This is a genomic window from Vibrio sp. 2130-1 (genome assembly GCF_033339515.1).
In genome coordinates this window covers 330720-344637 of the sequence record NZ_JAWOUT010000003.1, presented here as the reverse complement: position 1 = coordinate 344637, position 13918 = coordinate 330720, and the positions used below count along the sequence as shown (strand labels likewise).

Here is a 13918-nt window from a genome sequence, read left to right as displayed (position 1 = left end):
TACGGCCGTCATTATGGCGGCCTAATAAAGAATTTAAGCCATAAAGGCGGAGATGAAATGATGAAAAAATTACTTGTCGCAGTTTTATCTGTAGGTGCGTTAGTGACAGGCATTGCGCAAGCTGAGTTGGATAATCCAGGTGGTATTGGTGGTCTAGAATCTTTACGTGGAATGTCTCAATTGGAAGATACGCGTCCAGCAGACGAGTTCAAAGACTTCCCTAAAGATCAAATTGTTGAAGACAGCTATGTTTATCAACCACCGTTGATCCCACACAGCATTCGTCACTACGAAATTTCGTTAAATGCTAACAAGTGTCTTGCATGCCATAGCTGGAAAAATGCAAAAGAGTCAGGTGCGACTAAAATTAGCGTAACGCACTATGTAAACAGAGAAGATGCGGTACTGGCAGATATGTCTCCTCGTCGTTACTTCTGTTTGCAATGTCACGTTCCACAAACGGATGCAAAACCACTAGTGGAAAACGAGTTTAAGGCAGTCGATTCGCTTCAGTAATTGAAACGCGAGTACTAAGAGGTTACTTATGAAAATACTTAAAGCGTTTTGGAAGAGACTGTCGAGCCCGAGTAAAGCTGCCGCTGGTGTGGTTTTATTTCTAGGCTTCGCTGGTGGCCTTCTATTTTGGGGCGCATTCAACACAGGTATGGAAGCAACCAACACAGAAGAATTCTGTTCTGGCTGTCACGCGCCGATCGTTGCTGAAATTCAAGAAACAATTCACTACTCCAACCGATCTGGTGTTCGTGCGATTTGTTCAGACTGTCACGTTCCTCATGAATGGACGGATAAGATCGTTCGTAAAGTACAGGCATCTAAAGAGCTATTTGCACACTTCGTAACGAAGACGATCGATACGCCAGAGAAGTTCCAAGAGCGTCGTGGACACCTCGCAGAGCGAGAGTGGGCACGTATGAAAAAGAATGACTCTCTTGAATGTCGTAACTGTCATGAGTTTGATTTCATGGATTACTCTCAGCAAGGATCACGTGCGGCAGAACAGCACTCCACCGCTCTAGCCTCAGGCGAGAAAACATGTGTAGACTGTCACAAAGGTATTGCGCACAAACTACCAGACATGAGCGGCGTTGAAGGCTGGCACTAAGGAGACTTACCATGAGTACATTAGAATCTGTAATTTGGCATATCCTTGGCTACAGTGCTATGCCAGTGATTATTCTTTCCGGCTTTGTGGCGGTAGCAGCAATCTCTCTCTGGCTGCTGTCATTTGGTAAGGATAAAGAGGTGTAACGTAACGCATCTCTACTCGTCAACTAGCCTATTTGTTGACACTGAGCGCCGAGCAAATGCTCGGCGCTTTTTATTTATTGCTCAATGGTACTTGCCAACAATAAACAAGCAATCATACATAAAAAAGCGACCATAAAGGCCGCTAAGATTTACTGCTATAGGGAGTTGTTTAAGATTCTTTTACTGGCAGAACCTGTTTGACGTATTGTCCTGGCGCTTCATCAATAACCGGATGGTTTTCTGAGCCAATAGGGAAAGGCTCAACTTGCTCTTTAGGGTTGAATTGGAGTAACCACTCGTTCCAGTGTGTCCACCACGATCCCTCTCTGTGTTCCGCGTTATTCAACCACTCATCAGCAGAGTCATCCAAATTATCGTTCAACCAATAACCATACTTATTTTTAGCTGGAGGGTTCACGATGCCCGCAATATGACCAGACTCACCGAGGACAAACGTTTTGTTACCACCCGTGTTCAGCGCACCACGGTAAGTTCCCTGCCATAACGCAATGTGGTCTTCTTTCGTTGACACAAAATAGCTAGGAATTTTGATCTTATTTAGATCAATCCATACTCCACCAATTTTGACGCCTTTATCTTGCACCAGCTTGTTCTCTAAATAGAGCTCGCGAAGCAAGAAATTGTGAGATGCAGCGCTGACGTTGGTGCTATCGCTATTCCAGTACAACAAGTCGAAATCAACCGGACTGTTACCCTTCAAGTAATTGTCGACGTAGTAGTTCCAGTACAAGCTGTTTTCACGCAGTAAACTAAACGTCACGCTTAAGGAACGGCCGTCCATATACCCTTTTGCGTTATTTTGCGCTTCAATTGCACTAACAATGGTGTCATTGATATACGCGCCGACTTCACCTGGTTGAGAGAAGTCGAGCAACGTGGTGAAGAAAGTGGCAGACTTAATGCGCTTCTTCATACGTTTTGCAGCGTAGTACGCAACCGTGCTTGCTAAAACAGTACCACCAATACAATAACCAGCAGCATTGATTTGCTCTTGTCCTGTTATATCTTCAATTACAGCGACGGCTTTCACTACGCCTTCTGTCACGTAGTCACCAAACTCTATGTGCGCTTGTGCCTTGCCTGGATTGCGCCAAGACATCATAAATACACTGTGCCCCTGCTCTAACAACCATCGAACCATTGAGTTCTTTGCCGTTAAATCAAGGATGTAGTATTTATTGATGAAAGGTGGGACGATGAGCAGCGGCGTCGCATTCACTTTCTCTGTTAGAGGTCGATATTGAATCAACTCAAACAATTCGTTTTGAAAAACCACATTGCCCTGTGTCGTCGCAACGTCATCGCCCACACGGAATGCATTGTTATTCGTCATACGAATTTTTAAAATGTCTGCGCTCGACTCAACGTCTTCTTTCAACTGCTCTAAGCCTGCCAGTAAGTTTTGACCGTTTTGCTCAAGTGTCAGCTTCAAAAGCTCTGGGTTAGTGGCGATGAAGTTGGAAGGAGAAAGGGCGTTAATGGCTTGGCGAGAGAAAAAAATAATACGTTCTTTCGTCTTTTCATCTAAGCCTTCCAAAGACTCGATGGTGTCCAGATAGGTCTTACTAAATAAAAGGTAGGATTGTTTGATGAAGCTATACATGGCTTCATTTTGCCACGCTTCGTTTGAGAAACGCTTATCCCCTTTTTCAGCTTCGACGATTTGTGCTTGGTTCCCTGCCAATGCAACATTCTGCCAAATTTGCAGCTGCTGTTCCCACCACTGTGCTTGCAGCTTTAAAATCGCAGCAGGCTGATTCGCAGCTTGTTCGAACAGTTTGGCAGTATCCTCAAAGTTCACTTCTTGCATGGCCTTGTTTAAAGGAGAGTTCACGACTGCCTTGTTCACTTCGAAATCATGCCACCACTGATGATTGGTTTCCTGAAGCTTCACAAGATAGTCCGAAAAGAAGTGTTGAAACATAGTCTTACTCCTATATTCGGAAAAAACAACGCCGCCCAAATCTAGGGGCGGCGAGAATCGGACAAATTACGCTGGAGTAACAGTCTTTAGATTTTCCGAAGTCATTTTCTCAACGTCTTCTTTGAACTCTTTTGCAATCGCTTGAAGCTTGTTGCTGTCATCCATCATTTGTTGAGAAAGTTTAGTAAGTACGCTTAGTTGCTGACTGTTGAAAACAGTCAATGACGTTACGTCTTTGATTTCTGTCGCTGCTTTCATCTGGTTTAGACCCACTTCACTGTATGTGCGAATGGCGTTCAATTGAAGCTCGGTCAACACTTCTACGTTTTTTGTCACTAGCTTGTTGAACTTCAAGTAAGGTTCTAGATTTTTTTCAGTTTGATCGCTAAATGTTTTGAAGAAATCTGTGTACATGGTTTGTCTCCTAGAGAAAGAATTAAAAATGTCCGTTTAAATAATTACTTAACTGTCTTTACAACCACAGCCGTGCCCATGCCGCCGCCCACACAAAGTGAAGCAACGCCATATTGACCATTTTGCTTATGAAGCTCGTGAACCAGCGTGACTAAGATTCGGTTGCCAGATGCACCAAGCGGGTGTCCTAGCGCGATAGCACCACCGTTAAAGTTCGCTTTATCTTGAATCGCGTTAACTGGAACTTGGTTTGTTTCCGCCAACTGATGAATCACGCCAAGTGCTTGCGCTGCAAATGCTTCGTTTAACTCGTAAACGTCAATGTCATTTACTGTGAGTTCCGCTTTTTCGAGTGCTTTATTGACCGACTCAACAGGACCTAGGCCCATGATCTTCGGATCAAGACCCGATTGCGCATAGCTTACGATCTCAGCAAGCGGCGTTAATCCATGCGCTTTAACTGCGCTTTCAGACGCCACGATAATCGCACTCGCGCCATCGTTAATGCCTGATGCATTACCTGCAGTCACAGTGCCTTCGCGGTCAAAAGCAGGACGTAGCTTGCTTAAGGCTTCCATTGTCGCGTTCGCTTTTGGGTATTCATCCGTATCAAACATCACGGTTTCACGGCGTTGCTTTACTTCCACTGGCACAATTTCGTCTTGAAATTTGCCAGCTTCGATAGCGGCTACCGCTTTCTGTTGGCTAGACAGCGCGTATTCGTCTTGCTGCTGGCGAGTTAAGCCGATTTGTTTTGCTACGTTTTCTGCCGTCACACCCATGTGATATTGGTTGTAAACATCGGTTAAACCGTCCGCTACGAGCAGATCTTTTAGCTCCAGATTGCCCATTTTGTTGCCATCACGAATGCTGCTTGGTGCGGCAAACGGAATCTGAGACATGACTTCAACACCCGCTGCAACAACGATCTCAGCATCGCCACTACGGATATGGGACACGGCATCCATGACCGTTTTCATGCCACTACCGCAAACCATGTTTACGCCATATGCAGGAACAGATTCAGGAATCCCCGCAAACAGTGCCGCTTGGCGGCCAACACCCATTCCTTGACCTGCACCAACAACGTTGCCAACAATCACTTCGTCAACCTTGTCGCCAGGCAACTTTGCCGCTTCCAACGCGCCTTTAATCGCTACTGCTGCCAGATCGCCAGCAGAAGTATTTTTCAGGCTGCCACCAAAAGCACCAATTGGAGTACGCTTCGCCGCTACGATAAATACTTTTTCCATCATCTTCTCTCCTTAGTGCATGTATAGGCCGCCGTTCACCGACAAAGTCTCTCCGGTGATGTAGGCGCCCGCATCGCTGACCAAGAAGCTCACTGATGCTGCAATTTCTTCTGGTGTCGCAAGACGTTTCATTGGAATTTGGTTCGTGATGGATTCCAGCACTTCTGGCTTCATTTGCTCAACCATTGGCGTACCCGTGTAACCCGGAGCGATAACATTAACTGTCACACCCGAGCGAGCACCTTCGTATGCTAAGGCTTTAGAGAAACCGATCATCCCAGCTTTCGCCGCCGAGTAGTTTGCTTGACCAAACTGCCCTTTAAGACCATTGACTGAAGAGATATTGATGACACGACCACCGCCTTTTTCGCACATTGCAGCAAAGAGGGGTTGCGTAACGTTGAATAAACTATTGAGGTTGGTATTGATGACATCATTCCAAGCTTGCGCAGTCATCTTTTTAAACACGCCATCACGTGTGATTCCTGCGTTGTTGACAACAACATCAATGGTTCCTTCCTCCCCAAGCAATTGCGCCAATTTCTCTGCACACTCTGTCGTGTTTGTTACATCCAACTCAAAAAGGCGAACCTGATCTTTGGTAAACCCTTTGCTGTTGAACCACTCCAGCGCACATTCGTAGTTACCTGTGAAATATGTAGCAATTACACGGTAGCCATCATTAACTAATTGAGAGGAAATAGCAGAACCAATTCCGCCTTTTGATCCAGTGATCAAAGCGACTTTCTTCATTGAAGACTCCATTCTTAACGGCATTTAAAAAGCAAACTTAATACACTGATGAAATAGTTCACCAACTGACGTATTTATTTATTCTTTTGACAACCAATCCCGTGCTGCCTTTATTTTAAGTTAACCTAGAAATATTACATTTCAAATAAAAAACTCACCCAATTGCATAAGATTGATTTAGATCTCACTATCCGTGAAATGTTATAAAATGGTTAACTTTACATAAGTCATTGTTTTAAATCACACTTCCACAAAAGCCACACCAACAGAAATAGAAACATAATTATTAAATATCATGCACTTACATACAGAATGGTAGACGTTACATTATGTCATGATTTAAGATCTGAATTTTAAGCCTATATGATTACAACAAACTTCAGATTAGAATAATAATTCAATTATCAGTAAAAATAATTATCAAACATATCATTTAATTACTGCATTTAATGATAATTTAGTTATCAATTCGATTATTTTAATACAGTGATGATTAATACCGATAAAATATAATAAATTAAATATATTTAATCTAAAAATGATATAAGAGCTTGTCTCATACTGGTGCAATACGCACTATTATTACGCATAGATTAAAATATAATTTCATTTTAAATTTATATATTCGAAGAACATCAACTAGCTACTAGTGAAAGTAATCGTTCGCTTTGTAGTAGCATCCTTTTCCACTTTGCACTATCTTTGTGGCTTCTCTTTAATCACTAAATCATCAACAGATATGAATCTTGCATTGCTCAGTATGTTCATCCCTACTTTCTTTTTTGTCTCAATCACGCCTGGTATGTGCATGACTCTCGCCCTAACGTTAGGTATGAGTATCGGTTATCGTCGCACGTTATGGATGATGATAGGAGAGCTTCTCGGTGTTGCGCTGGTGTCAGTCTCTGCGGTGTTAGGTATCGCTGCGATTATGCTCAATTATCCTTGGATGTTTATCGCGTTAAAGTTCATTGGTGGCGGTTATTTACTCTATCTTGGTGTTGAAATGTGGCGATCGCGAGGGAAACTTGCGATTAATGTCGACAACTTAGAAACACCAAAGAGTGACAATATCGCACTGATCATGCAAGGCTTCGTTACCGCAATCGCAAACCCAAAAGGCTGGGCATTTATGATTTCTCTTTTACCGCCTTTTATAGACCAAAACGCAGCGCTTGCACCGCAACTGATCATACTTGTCTCCATTATTTTACTGTTTGAGTTCATTTGCATGTCTCTGTACGCTACTGGTGGTAAAGGATTGAAACACGTATTAGGTCAGTCTAAGAATGTACGTCTAATGAACCGTATCGCAGGCACTTTAATGATGGGAGTTGGTGTCTGGTTGCTACTAAGCTAAGGCAAACTGGAAACAATGAAAAATATTCTGAATAAAATCGCTAAAGTCATGGGTGAAGTATTGGACTTTCAAGCCCGAGTTTGGGTTGTGAACGTCTATACCGGTGAGCATAAAGGCGAGTCTTATGTCGTTAATGAAGATGCTTTCTCTGTACCTCTTCAGTGGATGAAGAAGAAAGGCTACCAAGAGCCAATGTTGAATAAAGTCGAAGCAATGAAGCGCTCACAAGTCTTAGAGTTCGACTTGGGACTTGTGAAACATCGCTTGATGCGCGTGAAATAAGCACAAAAAAGCGCCACTCAAGATGAGTGGCGCAAGCACTTTTACCTTAAAAGAACGATGCTATGGCGCAGCGTCGATCTCAACAGGCAGATAATGTTTCGGCTCCAGTTTCAACCACTCAGGCAGCACAGTACCAATCGAAATCGAAGACCATGTACCCGACAGAACGCCAATAAACATGGCGGTTGAGAAACCAGCCAAAGGCGCTCCTCCCATAATCCATAATGCACCAACAGTGATCAATGTCGTACCAGATGTCACCATAGTGCGTGAAAACGTCGCAATAACAGCTTGGTCATTGATGTCTTCTGTTTTCCAACTCTGCTTCGCAATCAACAGCTCACGGATTCGGTCTGCAATGATGATCGAGTCATTCAATGAGTAACCTAAAATCGCCAGCACAGCAGCAAAAACGGTTAAGTTGAACTCCATTTGAGTAATTGCAAAGAAACCAAGCACTAAGATCACATCATGAGCCAAAGCAAACAGTGAACCGCTTGCCAAACGCCACTCAAAACGGAAACACAAGTAACCGAGAATACTCAACACACAAATCAACAATGCTAAGCCACCTTGTTCAAACAAGTCTTGGCCAACTTGAGCGCCAACTATACTGTTGCTGACAACATCAACTTGGTGAGAGATTGGCTTCAACACCTCTTCTACACTTGGCAACGTTTGTCCATCTTCCGGCGCAGAGTAACGGATCACCCAACGGCCATCTTCACCAGAGCGTGTCACTGACGCAGATTCACCAAGCTTTGGTTGCAGAACGTCAAGCAGATCATGGTTAGTTAGCTGCTTATCTACCTTTACTTCTGTCACCATACCGCCAGTGAAGTCCAAACCTAGGTTTAACCCTTTAAAGCCTAGAGCGACGATCGCGATCACCGTTAAAATGATGGAAACTAGCGTAGTAAAGTAGCGAATTTTACGAATATTTTGTTTTAGCATTTCGACCATGATTAAACCCTCACATCACGACGGGCATCGCGGCCCCAAATTAAATTGATCATTGCTCGAGAGGCAAATACGCCTGTAAACATACTGGTTAACAAACCTAATCCGAGTGTTAAGGCAAAGCCTTGGATTGGGCCATTACCGATGGCGTACAAAATCACGGCGGTGATCATGGTAGTAATGTTGGCATCAAGGATGGTCGAGAATGCGCTGTCAAAGCCAAGATCAATCGCTTGAGCGAAGCTGCGGCCTTCACGCATTTTGTCCTTAATACGTTCAAAGATAATAACGTTGGTGTCTACTGCCATACCGACGGTTAACACTAAACCGGCAATACCCGGAAGCGTTAGAACCGCTCCTGGTAACAAGGCGATTAAGCCAAGCAAACAAAGCATGTTGGCGCAAAGCGCCACGTTAGCTACCCAACCTAAGCGGCGGTACCAAAGTGCCATAAAGGTCAGTGTTAGTCCCATACCTAAAGCCAGTGCTGCAAAACCGTTTTCAATGTTTTCTGCACCCAGAGAAGCGCCGATTGTTCGCTCTTCCACAATAGTAACCGGCGCGGTCAGTGACCCCGCGCGAAGCAATAGCGCCAACTGCTGCGCATCGTCCATGCTACCTGCCCCAGTAATACGAAACTGGCTACCAAGCTGAGATTGAATAGTCGCGACGCTGATAACGCGCTCACTACGCTCAGTTACACCGCGATCGTTTGTTTTGTACTCTCGGTAAACGGTCGCCATTGGCTTGCCGATGTGAGTTGCTGAGAAGTCACTCATTTTCTTACCACCAGCGTGGTCAAGAGAAATATTGACTTCTGACATGCCCATTTTGTCGACACCAGCACGAGCGTTCACGATGTGCTCGCCCGTTAGAACTGGTCGTTTTGACAAAATCACAGTACGACCATCATTATCTTGAAGAACAAGATCTTGGCTGCTGTGTGCTTGGCTCGCATCTTTCACTTCATAAAACGCCAAGCTTGCTGTTGCACCAATAACGTTTTTCGCTTGAGCAGGATCTTGTACACCAGGGAGCTCAATTCGAATGCTCTCTTTACCTTGGCGTTGCACTAGTGCTTCTGTGATACCAAGTTCTTCAATACGACCACGCATGATCTTCAGGTTTTGTTGAAGAGTCGACGATTGAAATTCTTGGATATTTTGTTCACTCGGTTCAAGCATAAAGCCACGAGATGAACTTTTTGAAATCCAGCCCGGGTAGTTTTGACGCAAGAACTTGTTCACTTCCGACAATGCTTGCTCGCTGTCACTGTTTACCGTAATTCGGTTGCCACTTTCTGCTCGAACTTGCACACCACGAACACGTTGATCACGTAGATTCGCTTTGATTTCATCAATCAACGCATCACGTTGTTCTTCAAACGCTTTATTCACATCAACATTCAACAAAAACTGAACGCCACCACGAAGGTCAAGACCGAGCTTAATTGGGCTAAAGCCCATCTCATTCAACCATTCTGGCGCAACCGATACGTATGAGAAAGTGATGCTGTCGTCTTTATTTAGCTCTTTATTTAACAACGCACGAGCTTTACTTTGCGCATCTTCACCATCGAATACAATGGTTGTTTTACCGTCTTTTTCGATAATTTTGTCGGCTGAAATATGGTTGGTTTTTAGCAGTTGATTCAGATGAACAACCGACATTTCGCTGTTGTTTTGATCCGCAAACGTCAACTGGATAGAAGGCTGTTCACCAAACCAAGTTGGTATAGCACTTAGGGTTAAAATAATGACTGTCGTGATTAATACGACATATTTCCAAGCTGAGTAGTGATTCATCAGCTTTCTGTTCTTTTGCTGCTTTGGTGTTTTTTTCATGTAAACATCATCCCTTCACAATGAAGTGAAGCTTTTAATAACAAGGCTTAACACACGACAGATGCTCCCAGAATAAATTCAGGGTATGAAATGCTCAGAACGCTCACGTCCTGTCGAATACAATCGTCGTGCTAAGAGTGCACAATGGTGCAAATAGATGGTGTTTAGGCAGAAAACTGACTATTGAGTGCGACGTACATGGCATTGGTCTCTTTCCAACCAGAAATGCGATGATCGCTTGTGAAATGATAAAATGTGGACTGGTTGTGACGCCAGTTAATGTCCATCAAGCTGTATGCGTAACCCGCATCAGCGTAAAACGGAGTAGTGAGATCGCCGACAAAATCTACGTGCTCGTCATCAAGCCCTTCCCGTAAGTAAGACGTCCAGCGCTGAGAGTTAAACAAAGCAACGGAATCGAGACTTGCATGACCTTCAGATACTGGAGATTGAGAGCTTTCTTCTGAAACTTCAGAAAAATCGACGGAAGAGTTTGGCGATACACTTACGGCTACAAAAGGTTGTAGCTTAGAAAAGTGCGGTACGTGAGCCTTGTGATCGATTTGCGCAGCAGATACATGCACTGGTAGCAATACCATTGCAAATAGCAGCAAAATCAATTTTCTAAGGTAAATCCAAGGCATAGGAACTCACTAAAAAAACAAAGAACCAAGTTAGGTCACTTGGCTTAATGATAGTATTCCTATTGATTATGGTTCACAACTAAAAAGTTATAAATCTCTGATTTCAGGTTTGCATCGTTATTGCTTTTATCAAAACGTCTTTAGAGAACGAGTGTAATTAGTGGTGAGCTATCGATAAAAAATCTCGCCCTTATCAACATCTAAGTAGATCTTATTCTCTTGCTCCAAACCGCCACAATAGATGAAGTAAACGTTGCGCTTTTTGAACGTCACAGAACGCACCCAACCACCGAGCTCCTCAAAATCACTCGGATCACAGGTTTCATCGTCTAACAATTGCTGTGTTTTCTTACGGAAAATATCCAAGTGAACTTTTAAATCATCCGACTTCTGTAGGTATTCATCCAATATCTCTAAGCGCTCTTGCTCTTTAATAACTGGCTCTGCATCCGATAACCCTTCAGCATTCAACCATTCGGCTTTTTCTTCTCCACCCTCTTCATAGACAAGATAACCGGAGATTCGGTACCACCCATCTACTTTTTCTAACACCGATACTTTTTCTCCCTTATAGAGCGTATCGACAACTAAAGCATTAGGGTTAGGCTTGTTGTAAACATTGACACGACGCTCAATAACGTAGTACTCGGTAACTTCCGGGGGAACGGCTTCTAAATCCAGAATCGGTTTGGATGTTTCTTTTTGCAGTGACGATTGCTCGACTTGTGTAGCCTTTGGTGCTTCAGGTTCATCTTTCTGCATAAAGAAGAAATAGTATCCAGCCCCCGCTCCGCCGAGCAACAGCATGACAATCAATGCGACGAGAATTTTCTTCATGCCCTTTTCCTTTTCATTCTTTATTCTTATCCCACCAGCAGCACGCATGTCGTAGAAATTTGGGTATATACTCAAAAGAGCAGGTCAACTAACGCGAGCAATAATGATCAACAGACTCAATTGGATACTACTATTTCTTCTGTTCCCGATAACGGGGCACGCCAATATTCAATGTAACCCATCGTCGTGGAATGACAATCTTACCCAATTCAATCGCTTAGAGTCCAATTACAATCAGCATGTTGAGGTATTCAATACACTTTTAACCGAACATAAACAGCGTCAGTTATTGTCCGAAACCTTTTCACTGCATGAGCTCGTGCTACTTTGGCGTGCCAAGTCGAACCAAAATGTGTTCAAAGCGCAATTAAAAGCATCGATTCAATACAAAGAAGAGCTCACAACTAAAGCGAATCAGCTGCTTAAATTGAGAACACAGTCCCAATGGTCAGCAAATGGGTGGGAGATACTGGCCCAGAAGTGCCGCGAGTCAAACAAAACAGCCAATCAAATAACTGCGGAATGGTATAACACCAACGCTTTGGAACTTGCTGAAGATTACAAGCGCCTCTCTTCACAATATCAAACTCTGTCACAAGTCTATGATAAAGAAGCCCGAGCGCTTCAATACGCTCAAGATGTTTCGAAGTAAAAACAGAGCCAGTTTTGAATAGACGATGTTGGTTTTTCACTCCAATATTGGACGTTATTCGTGCTTTTTATCTTTCCTTAGTCGTGAATGATATCAAATGTAAATAATGGGATTGTTCCCTTTGACAAACTTGACTAAACCATGACCAAGACAATCAATTTATAGAGACATACGTCACATTAATGCTTTACTTATGGACATTTTTTGGTTAGTTTAGCCATTAATAAAATTTAATAAAAAGTCACATTTGGCTGGAGATGATGCTACAAACATGGTTATCAATCGATTAAGTAACAGGGAATGTCCTAATGCTACCAAAGCCAAGTTTTTGTCAGTAGTTAGGCACGTAAAAGAGTTCGGTTCAATCAGTGATTTGGATCTTTGTAAAATCTTCGGAGAAACAATATGGAGTGATGGGAGGGAATACCATTCAGCCGCTTTCTCATTCAAGGTTGATAGATACACAGGTAACTGTGAAATCTCACAATACAAAAACCAATAAGGCTTAAGAATTTATAAGGCGGAGTCAGGAAACGGACCCCGCTTTTTTGATCATGGCAATCGTAAAGTCGTGCTCGGAGTACCCCTCAATCAATCGTGTATTCGGACACAGCAACCGACAATAGCGAAAGACACCTTCTTTATTGTGCGACGCTAACATTTTCATGCTGGGTAGTTTGGATTCATCCAACAAGTTAAACACACAACCTTTCTCTGTCGCTCGGTACATTTTATCAATCATTTCAATGGTATGATTTGGGTTGGTGGATTGATAGTTCAATGATCCGGAAGCAAAAACAAAGTCGCAACGAGGCAATACCAACGTTGAAAAGTCGCCACATATAAACTTACTTTGCGTACGAAAATCTCGTTTTCTGGCTTCAGAGATAAACTGTTTTTGCTGATCAATGCCAATATAGCTTTGAGGAAGCCCCCCCGTAAGTTCGATAAACGCTAACAAGTCTCCGTAGCCGCACCCAATATCTAAAATACTTGAACCGTCTAACGTTAACCCTCGGCACAACGCCTCAAAACGGCTGATCTGACTATACTTATCTGCCCATCCCAGAGTTCGGGCTCTGTCTTTACCAAACTGTCTATATCGCTTTCGATGATAGCGGGCAATCTTAAGTCTATCGAAAAATTTCATCTTTCTTATGCATAAATCGGCAAACTGCCATTTCCTTTCACTTGTCTAATCGCCAGGTGGGTATGAATATCTTTCACATTTTCTAATCGCTGTAACTTTCTAGTAAATGTTTCATAACCAGCGAGATCTTTACTGACCACCTCTAACAGGTAATCATAGGCCCCTGATACGACATGGCATGAGATCACTTCATCCATCTCAACAACGGCATGTTCAAACTCATCAATCGAAGAAGCTTGGTGGTTATTTAAACTCACTTCAACAAATACAGTCATCGCGATGCCTACAGTGTCTCTGGACACAATAGCTCGATAACCACTTATTACACCTTCCTGCTCCAAACGCTTAATGCGTCTTGCACAAGGTGATGCCGATAGCCCTACTTGGTCAGCAAGTTCTGCCGTTGTCAGAGTGGCATCCTTCTGCATTAGGTTGATAAGTTGCCTGTCAATTTTATCCATCTATTCTTCCATGCCTTTAATCACCAACAATTAACACTTATACGCAATTTATCACCAACATCAAGCCTAATTACGTCAAACTTTGCCTCCCTTT

16 protein-coding genes are annotated in these 13918 nt (G+C 43.2%); 6 read left to right on the top strand and 10 right to left on the bottom strand.

Annotated elements, in window-relative coordinates; all coding sequences use genetic code 11:
- The first annotated feature begins 60 nt into the window (after positions 1-60).
- The 3 genes from R7Q09_RS06375 to R7Q09_RS06365 are packed head-to-tail and all read left to right on the top strand — an operon-like array spanning position 61 to position 1269.
- Positions 61-516, top strand: coding sequence for a nitrate reductase cytochrome c-type subunit (locus R7Q09_RS06375; RefSeq protein ID WP_005389061.1), 456 nt, complete (start codon positions 61-63; stop codon positions 514-516).
- Between the two features lie 28 nt (positions 517-544).
- Positions 545-1123 carry a NapC/NirT family cytochrome c gene (locus tag R7Q09_RS06370; RefSeq protein WP_005373542.1) on the top strand — a complete coding sequence of 193 codons (579 nt, stop codon included), beginning with the start codon at positions 545-547 and terminating at the stop codon, positions 1121-1123.
- Positions 1124-1134: 11 nt separating this feature from the next.
- A complete protein-coding gene (locus R7Q09_RS06365) occupies positions 1135-1269 on the top strand; it encodes a TIGR02808 family protein (protein ID WP_005373546.1) in 135 nt (44 codons plus the stop codon).
- Between the two features lie 169 nt (positions 1270-1438).
- On the opposite strand, the gene phaC is transcribed toward R7Q09_RS06365, so the two are convergent.
- The 4 genes from phaC to R7Q09_RS06345 all read right to left on the bottom strand — a co-directional run bounded on the left by phaC (position 1439) and on the right by R7Q09_RS06345 (position 5634).
- Positions 1439-3214: a class I poly(R)-hydroxyalkanoic acid synthase gene (gene phaC, locus R7Q09_RS06360; RefSeq protein WP_318070616.1), complete on the bottom strand. Its 1776-nt coding sequence runs from the start codon at positions 3212-3214 to the stop codon at positions 1439-1441.
- Between the two features lie 66 nt (positions 3215-3280).
- On the bottom strand, positions 3281-3628 hold the full coding sequence (locus R7Q09_RS06355; protein WP_318070615.1) for a phasin family protein: 348 nt from the start codon (positions 3626-3628) through the stop codon (positions 3281-3283).
- Between the two features lie 44 nt (positions 3629-3672).
- Entirely contained in the window at positions 3673-4881 is a 1209-nt protein-coding gene (locus R7Q09_RS06350; protein WP_031777157.1) for an acetyl-CoA C-acetyltransferase, read from the bottom strand.
- A gap of 12 nt (positions 4882-4893) precedes the next feature.
- Complete coding sequence (locus tag R7Q09_RS06345; protein ID WP_005373555.1) at positions 4894-5634, bottom strand: SDR family oxidoreductase; 741 nt, start codon at positions 5632-5634, stop codon at positions 4894-4896.
- Between the two features lie 739 nt (positions 5635-6373).
- Between R7Q09_RS06345 and R7Q09_RS06340 the strand changes: the two genes are divergently transcribed.
- Together R7Q09_RS06340 and R7Q09_RS06335 are read left to right on the top strand one after the other, a co-directional pair.
- Entirely contained in the window at positions 6374-6994 is a 621-nt protein-coding gene (locus R7Q09_RS06340; RefSeq protein WP_021035942.1) for a LysE family translocator, read from the top strand.
- Positions 6995-7009: 15 nt separating this feature from the next.
- A complete protein-coding gene (locus R7Q09_RS06335) occupies positions 7010-7276 on the top strand; it encodes a hypothetical protein (protein ID WP_167416147.1) in 267 nt (88 codons plus the stop codon).
- Positions 7277-7336: 60 nt separating this feature from the next.
- On the opposite strand, the gene secF is transcribed toward R7Q09_RS06335, so the two are convergent.
- From secF to R7Q09_RS06315, 4 genes are all read right to left on the bottom strand, one after another.
- Positions 7337-8239, bottom strand: a complete 903-nt coding sequence (gene secF / locus R7Q09_RS06330) for a protein translocase subunit SecF (protein ID WP_005373567.1) — start codon at positions 8237-8239, stop codon at positions 7337-7339.
- Between the two features lie 2 nt (positions 8240-8241).
- Entirely contained in the window at positions 8242-10080 is a 1839-nt protein-coding gene (gene secD / locus R7Q09_RS06325; protein ID WP_318070614.1) for a protein translocase subunit SecD, read from the bottom strand.
- A 164-nt stretch (positions 10081-10244) separates the two neighbouring features.
- Entirely contained in the window at positions 10245-10724 is a 480-nt protein-coding gene (locus R7Q09_RS06320) for a hypothetical protein (protein ID WP_005373572.1), read from the bottom strand.
- Between the two features lie 168 nt (positions 10725-10892).
- On the bottom strand, positions 10893-11561 hold the full coding sequence (locus R7Q09_RS06315; protein WP_053304530.1) for an SH3 domain-containing protein: 669 nt from the start codon (positions 11559-11561) through the stop codon (positions 10893-10895).
- A gap of 103 nt (positions 11562-11664) precedes the next feature.
- Here R7Q09_RS06315 and R7Q09_RS06310 point away from each other — a divergent pair, with 103 nt between their 5' ends.
- A complete protein-coding gene (locus R7Q09_RS06310; protein WP_318070613.1) occupies positions 11665-12213 on the top strand; it encodes an ATPase in 549 nt (182 codons plus the stop codon).
- Between the two features lie 526 nt (positions 12214-12739).
- On the opposite strand, the gene R7Q09_RS06300 is transcribed toward R7Q09_RS06310, so the two are convergent.
- Together R7Q09_RS06300 and R7Q09_RS06295 are read right to left on the bottom strand one after the other, a co-directional pair.
- Positions 12740-13363 (bottom strand): class I SAM-dependent methyltransferase, encoded by a 624-nt coding sequence (locus R7Q09_RS06300; RefSeq protein WP_225496404.1) that lies wholly within the window; start codon positions 13361-13363, stop codon positions 12740-12742.
- Between the two features lie 5 nt (positions 13364-13368).
- Positions 13369-13824, bottom strand: a complete 456-nt coding sequence (locus tag R7Q09_RS06295) for an Lrp/AsnC family transcriptional regulator (protein ID WP_005373581.1) — start codon at positions 13822-13824, stop codon at positions 13369-13371.
- Between the last annotated feature and the right edge of the window lie 94 nt (positions 13825-13918).

What these genes read in the sequence shown, in the direction of transcription:
- R7Q09_RS06375 (WP_005389061.1), top strand. Translation starts at nt 61, where the DNA reads ATGAAAAAATTACTTGTCGCAGTTTTATCTGTAGGTGCGTTAGTGACA.
- R7Q09_RS06370 (WP_005373542.1), top strand. Translation starts at nt 545, where the DNA reads ATGAAAATACTTAAAGCGTTTTGGAAGAGACTGTCGAGCCCGAGTAAA.
- R7Q09_RS06365 (WP_005373546.1), top strand. Translation starts at nt 1,135, where the DNA reads ATGAGTACATTAGAATCTGTAATTTGGCATATCCTTGGCTACAGTGCT.
- phaC (WP_318070616.1), bottom strand. Translation starts at nt 3,214, where the DNA reads ATGTTTCAACACTTCTTTTCGGACTATCTTGTGAAGCTTCAGGAAACC.
- R7Q09_RS06355 (WP_318070615.1), bottom strand. Translation starts at nt 3,628, where the DNA reads ATGTACACAGATTTCTTCAAAACATTTAGCGATCAAACTGAAAAAAAT.
- R7Q09_RS06350 (WP_031777157.1), bottom strand. Translation starts at nt 4,881, where the DNA reads ATGGAAAAAGTATTTATCGTAGCGGCGAAGCGTACTCCAATTGGTGCT.
- R7Q09_RS06345 (WP_005373555.1), bottom strand. Translation starts at nt 5,634, where the DNA reads ATGAAGAAAGTCGCTTTGATCACTGGATCAAAAGGCGGAATTGGTTCT.
- R7Q09_RS06340 (WP_021035942.1), top strand. Translation starts at nt 6,374, where the DNA reads ATGAATCTTGCATTGCTCAGTATGTTCATCCCTACTTTCTTTTTTGTC.
- R7Q09_RS06335 (WP_167416147.1), top strand. Translation starts at nt 7,010, where the DNA reads ATGAAAAATATTCTGAATAAAATCGCTAAAGTCATGGGTGAAGTATTG.
- secF (WP_005373567.1), bottom strand. Translation starts at nt 8,239, where the DNA reads ATGGTCGAAATGCTAAAACAAAATATTCGTAAAATTCGCTACTTTACT.
- secD (WP_318070614.1), bottom strand. Translation starts at nt 10,080, where the DNA reads ATGAAAAAAACACCAAAGCAGCAAAAGAACAGAAAGCTGATGAATCAC.
- R7Q09_RS06320 (WP_005373572.1), bottom strand. Translation starts at nt 10,724, where the DNA reads ATGCCTTGGATTTACCTTAGAAAATTGATTTTGCTGCTATTTGCAATG.
- R7Q09_RS06315 (WP_053304530.1), bottom strand. Translation starts at nt 11,561, where the DNA reads ATGAAGAAAATTCTCGTCGCATTGATTGTCATGCTGTTGCTCGGCGGA.
- R7Q09_RS06310 (WP_318070613.1), top strand. Translation starts at nt 11,665, where the DNA reads ATGATCAACAGACTCAATTGGATACTACTATTTCTTCTGTTCCCGATA.
- R7Q09_RS06300 (WP_225496404.1), bottom strand. Translation starts at nt 13,363, where the DNA reads ATGAAATTTTTCGATAGACTTAAGATTGCCCGCTATCATCGAAAGCGA.
- R7Q09_RS06295 (WP_005373581.1), bottom strand. Translation starts at nt 13,824, where the DNA reads ATGGATAAAATTGACAGGCAACTTATCAACCTAATGCAGAAGGATGCC.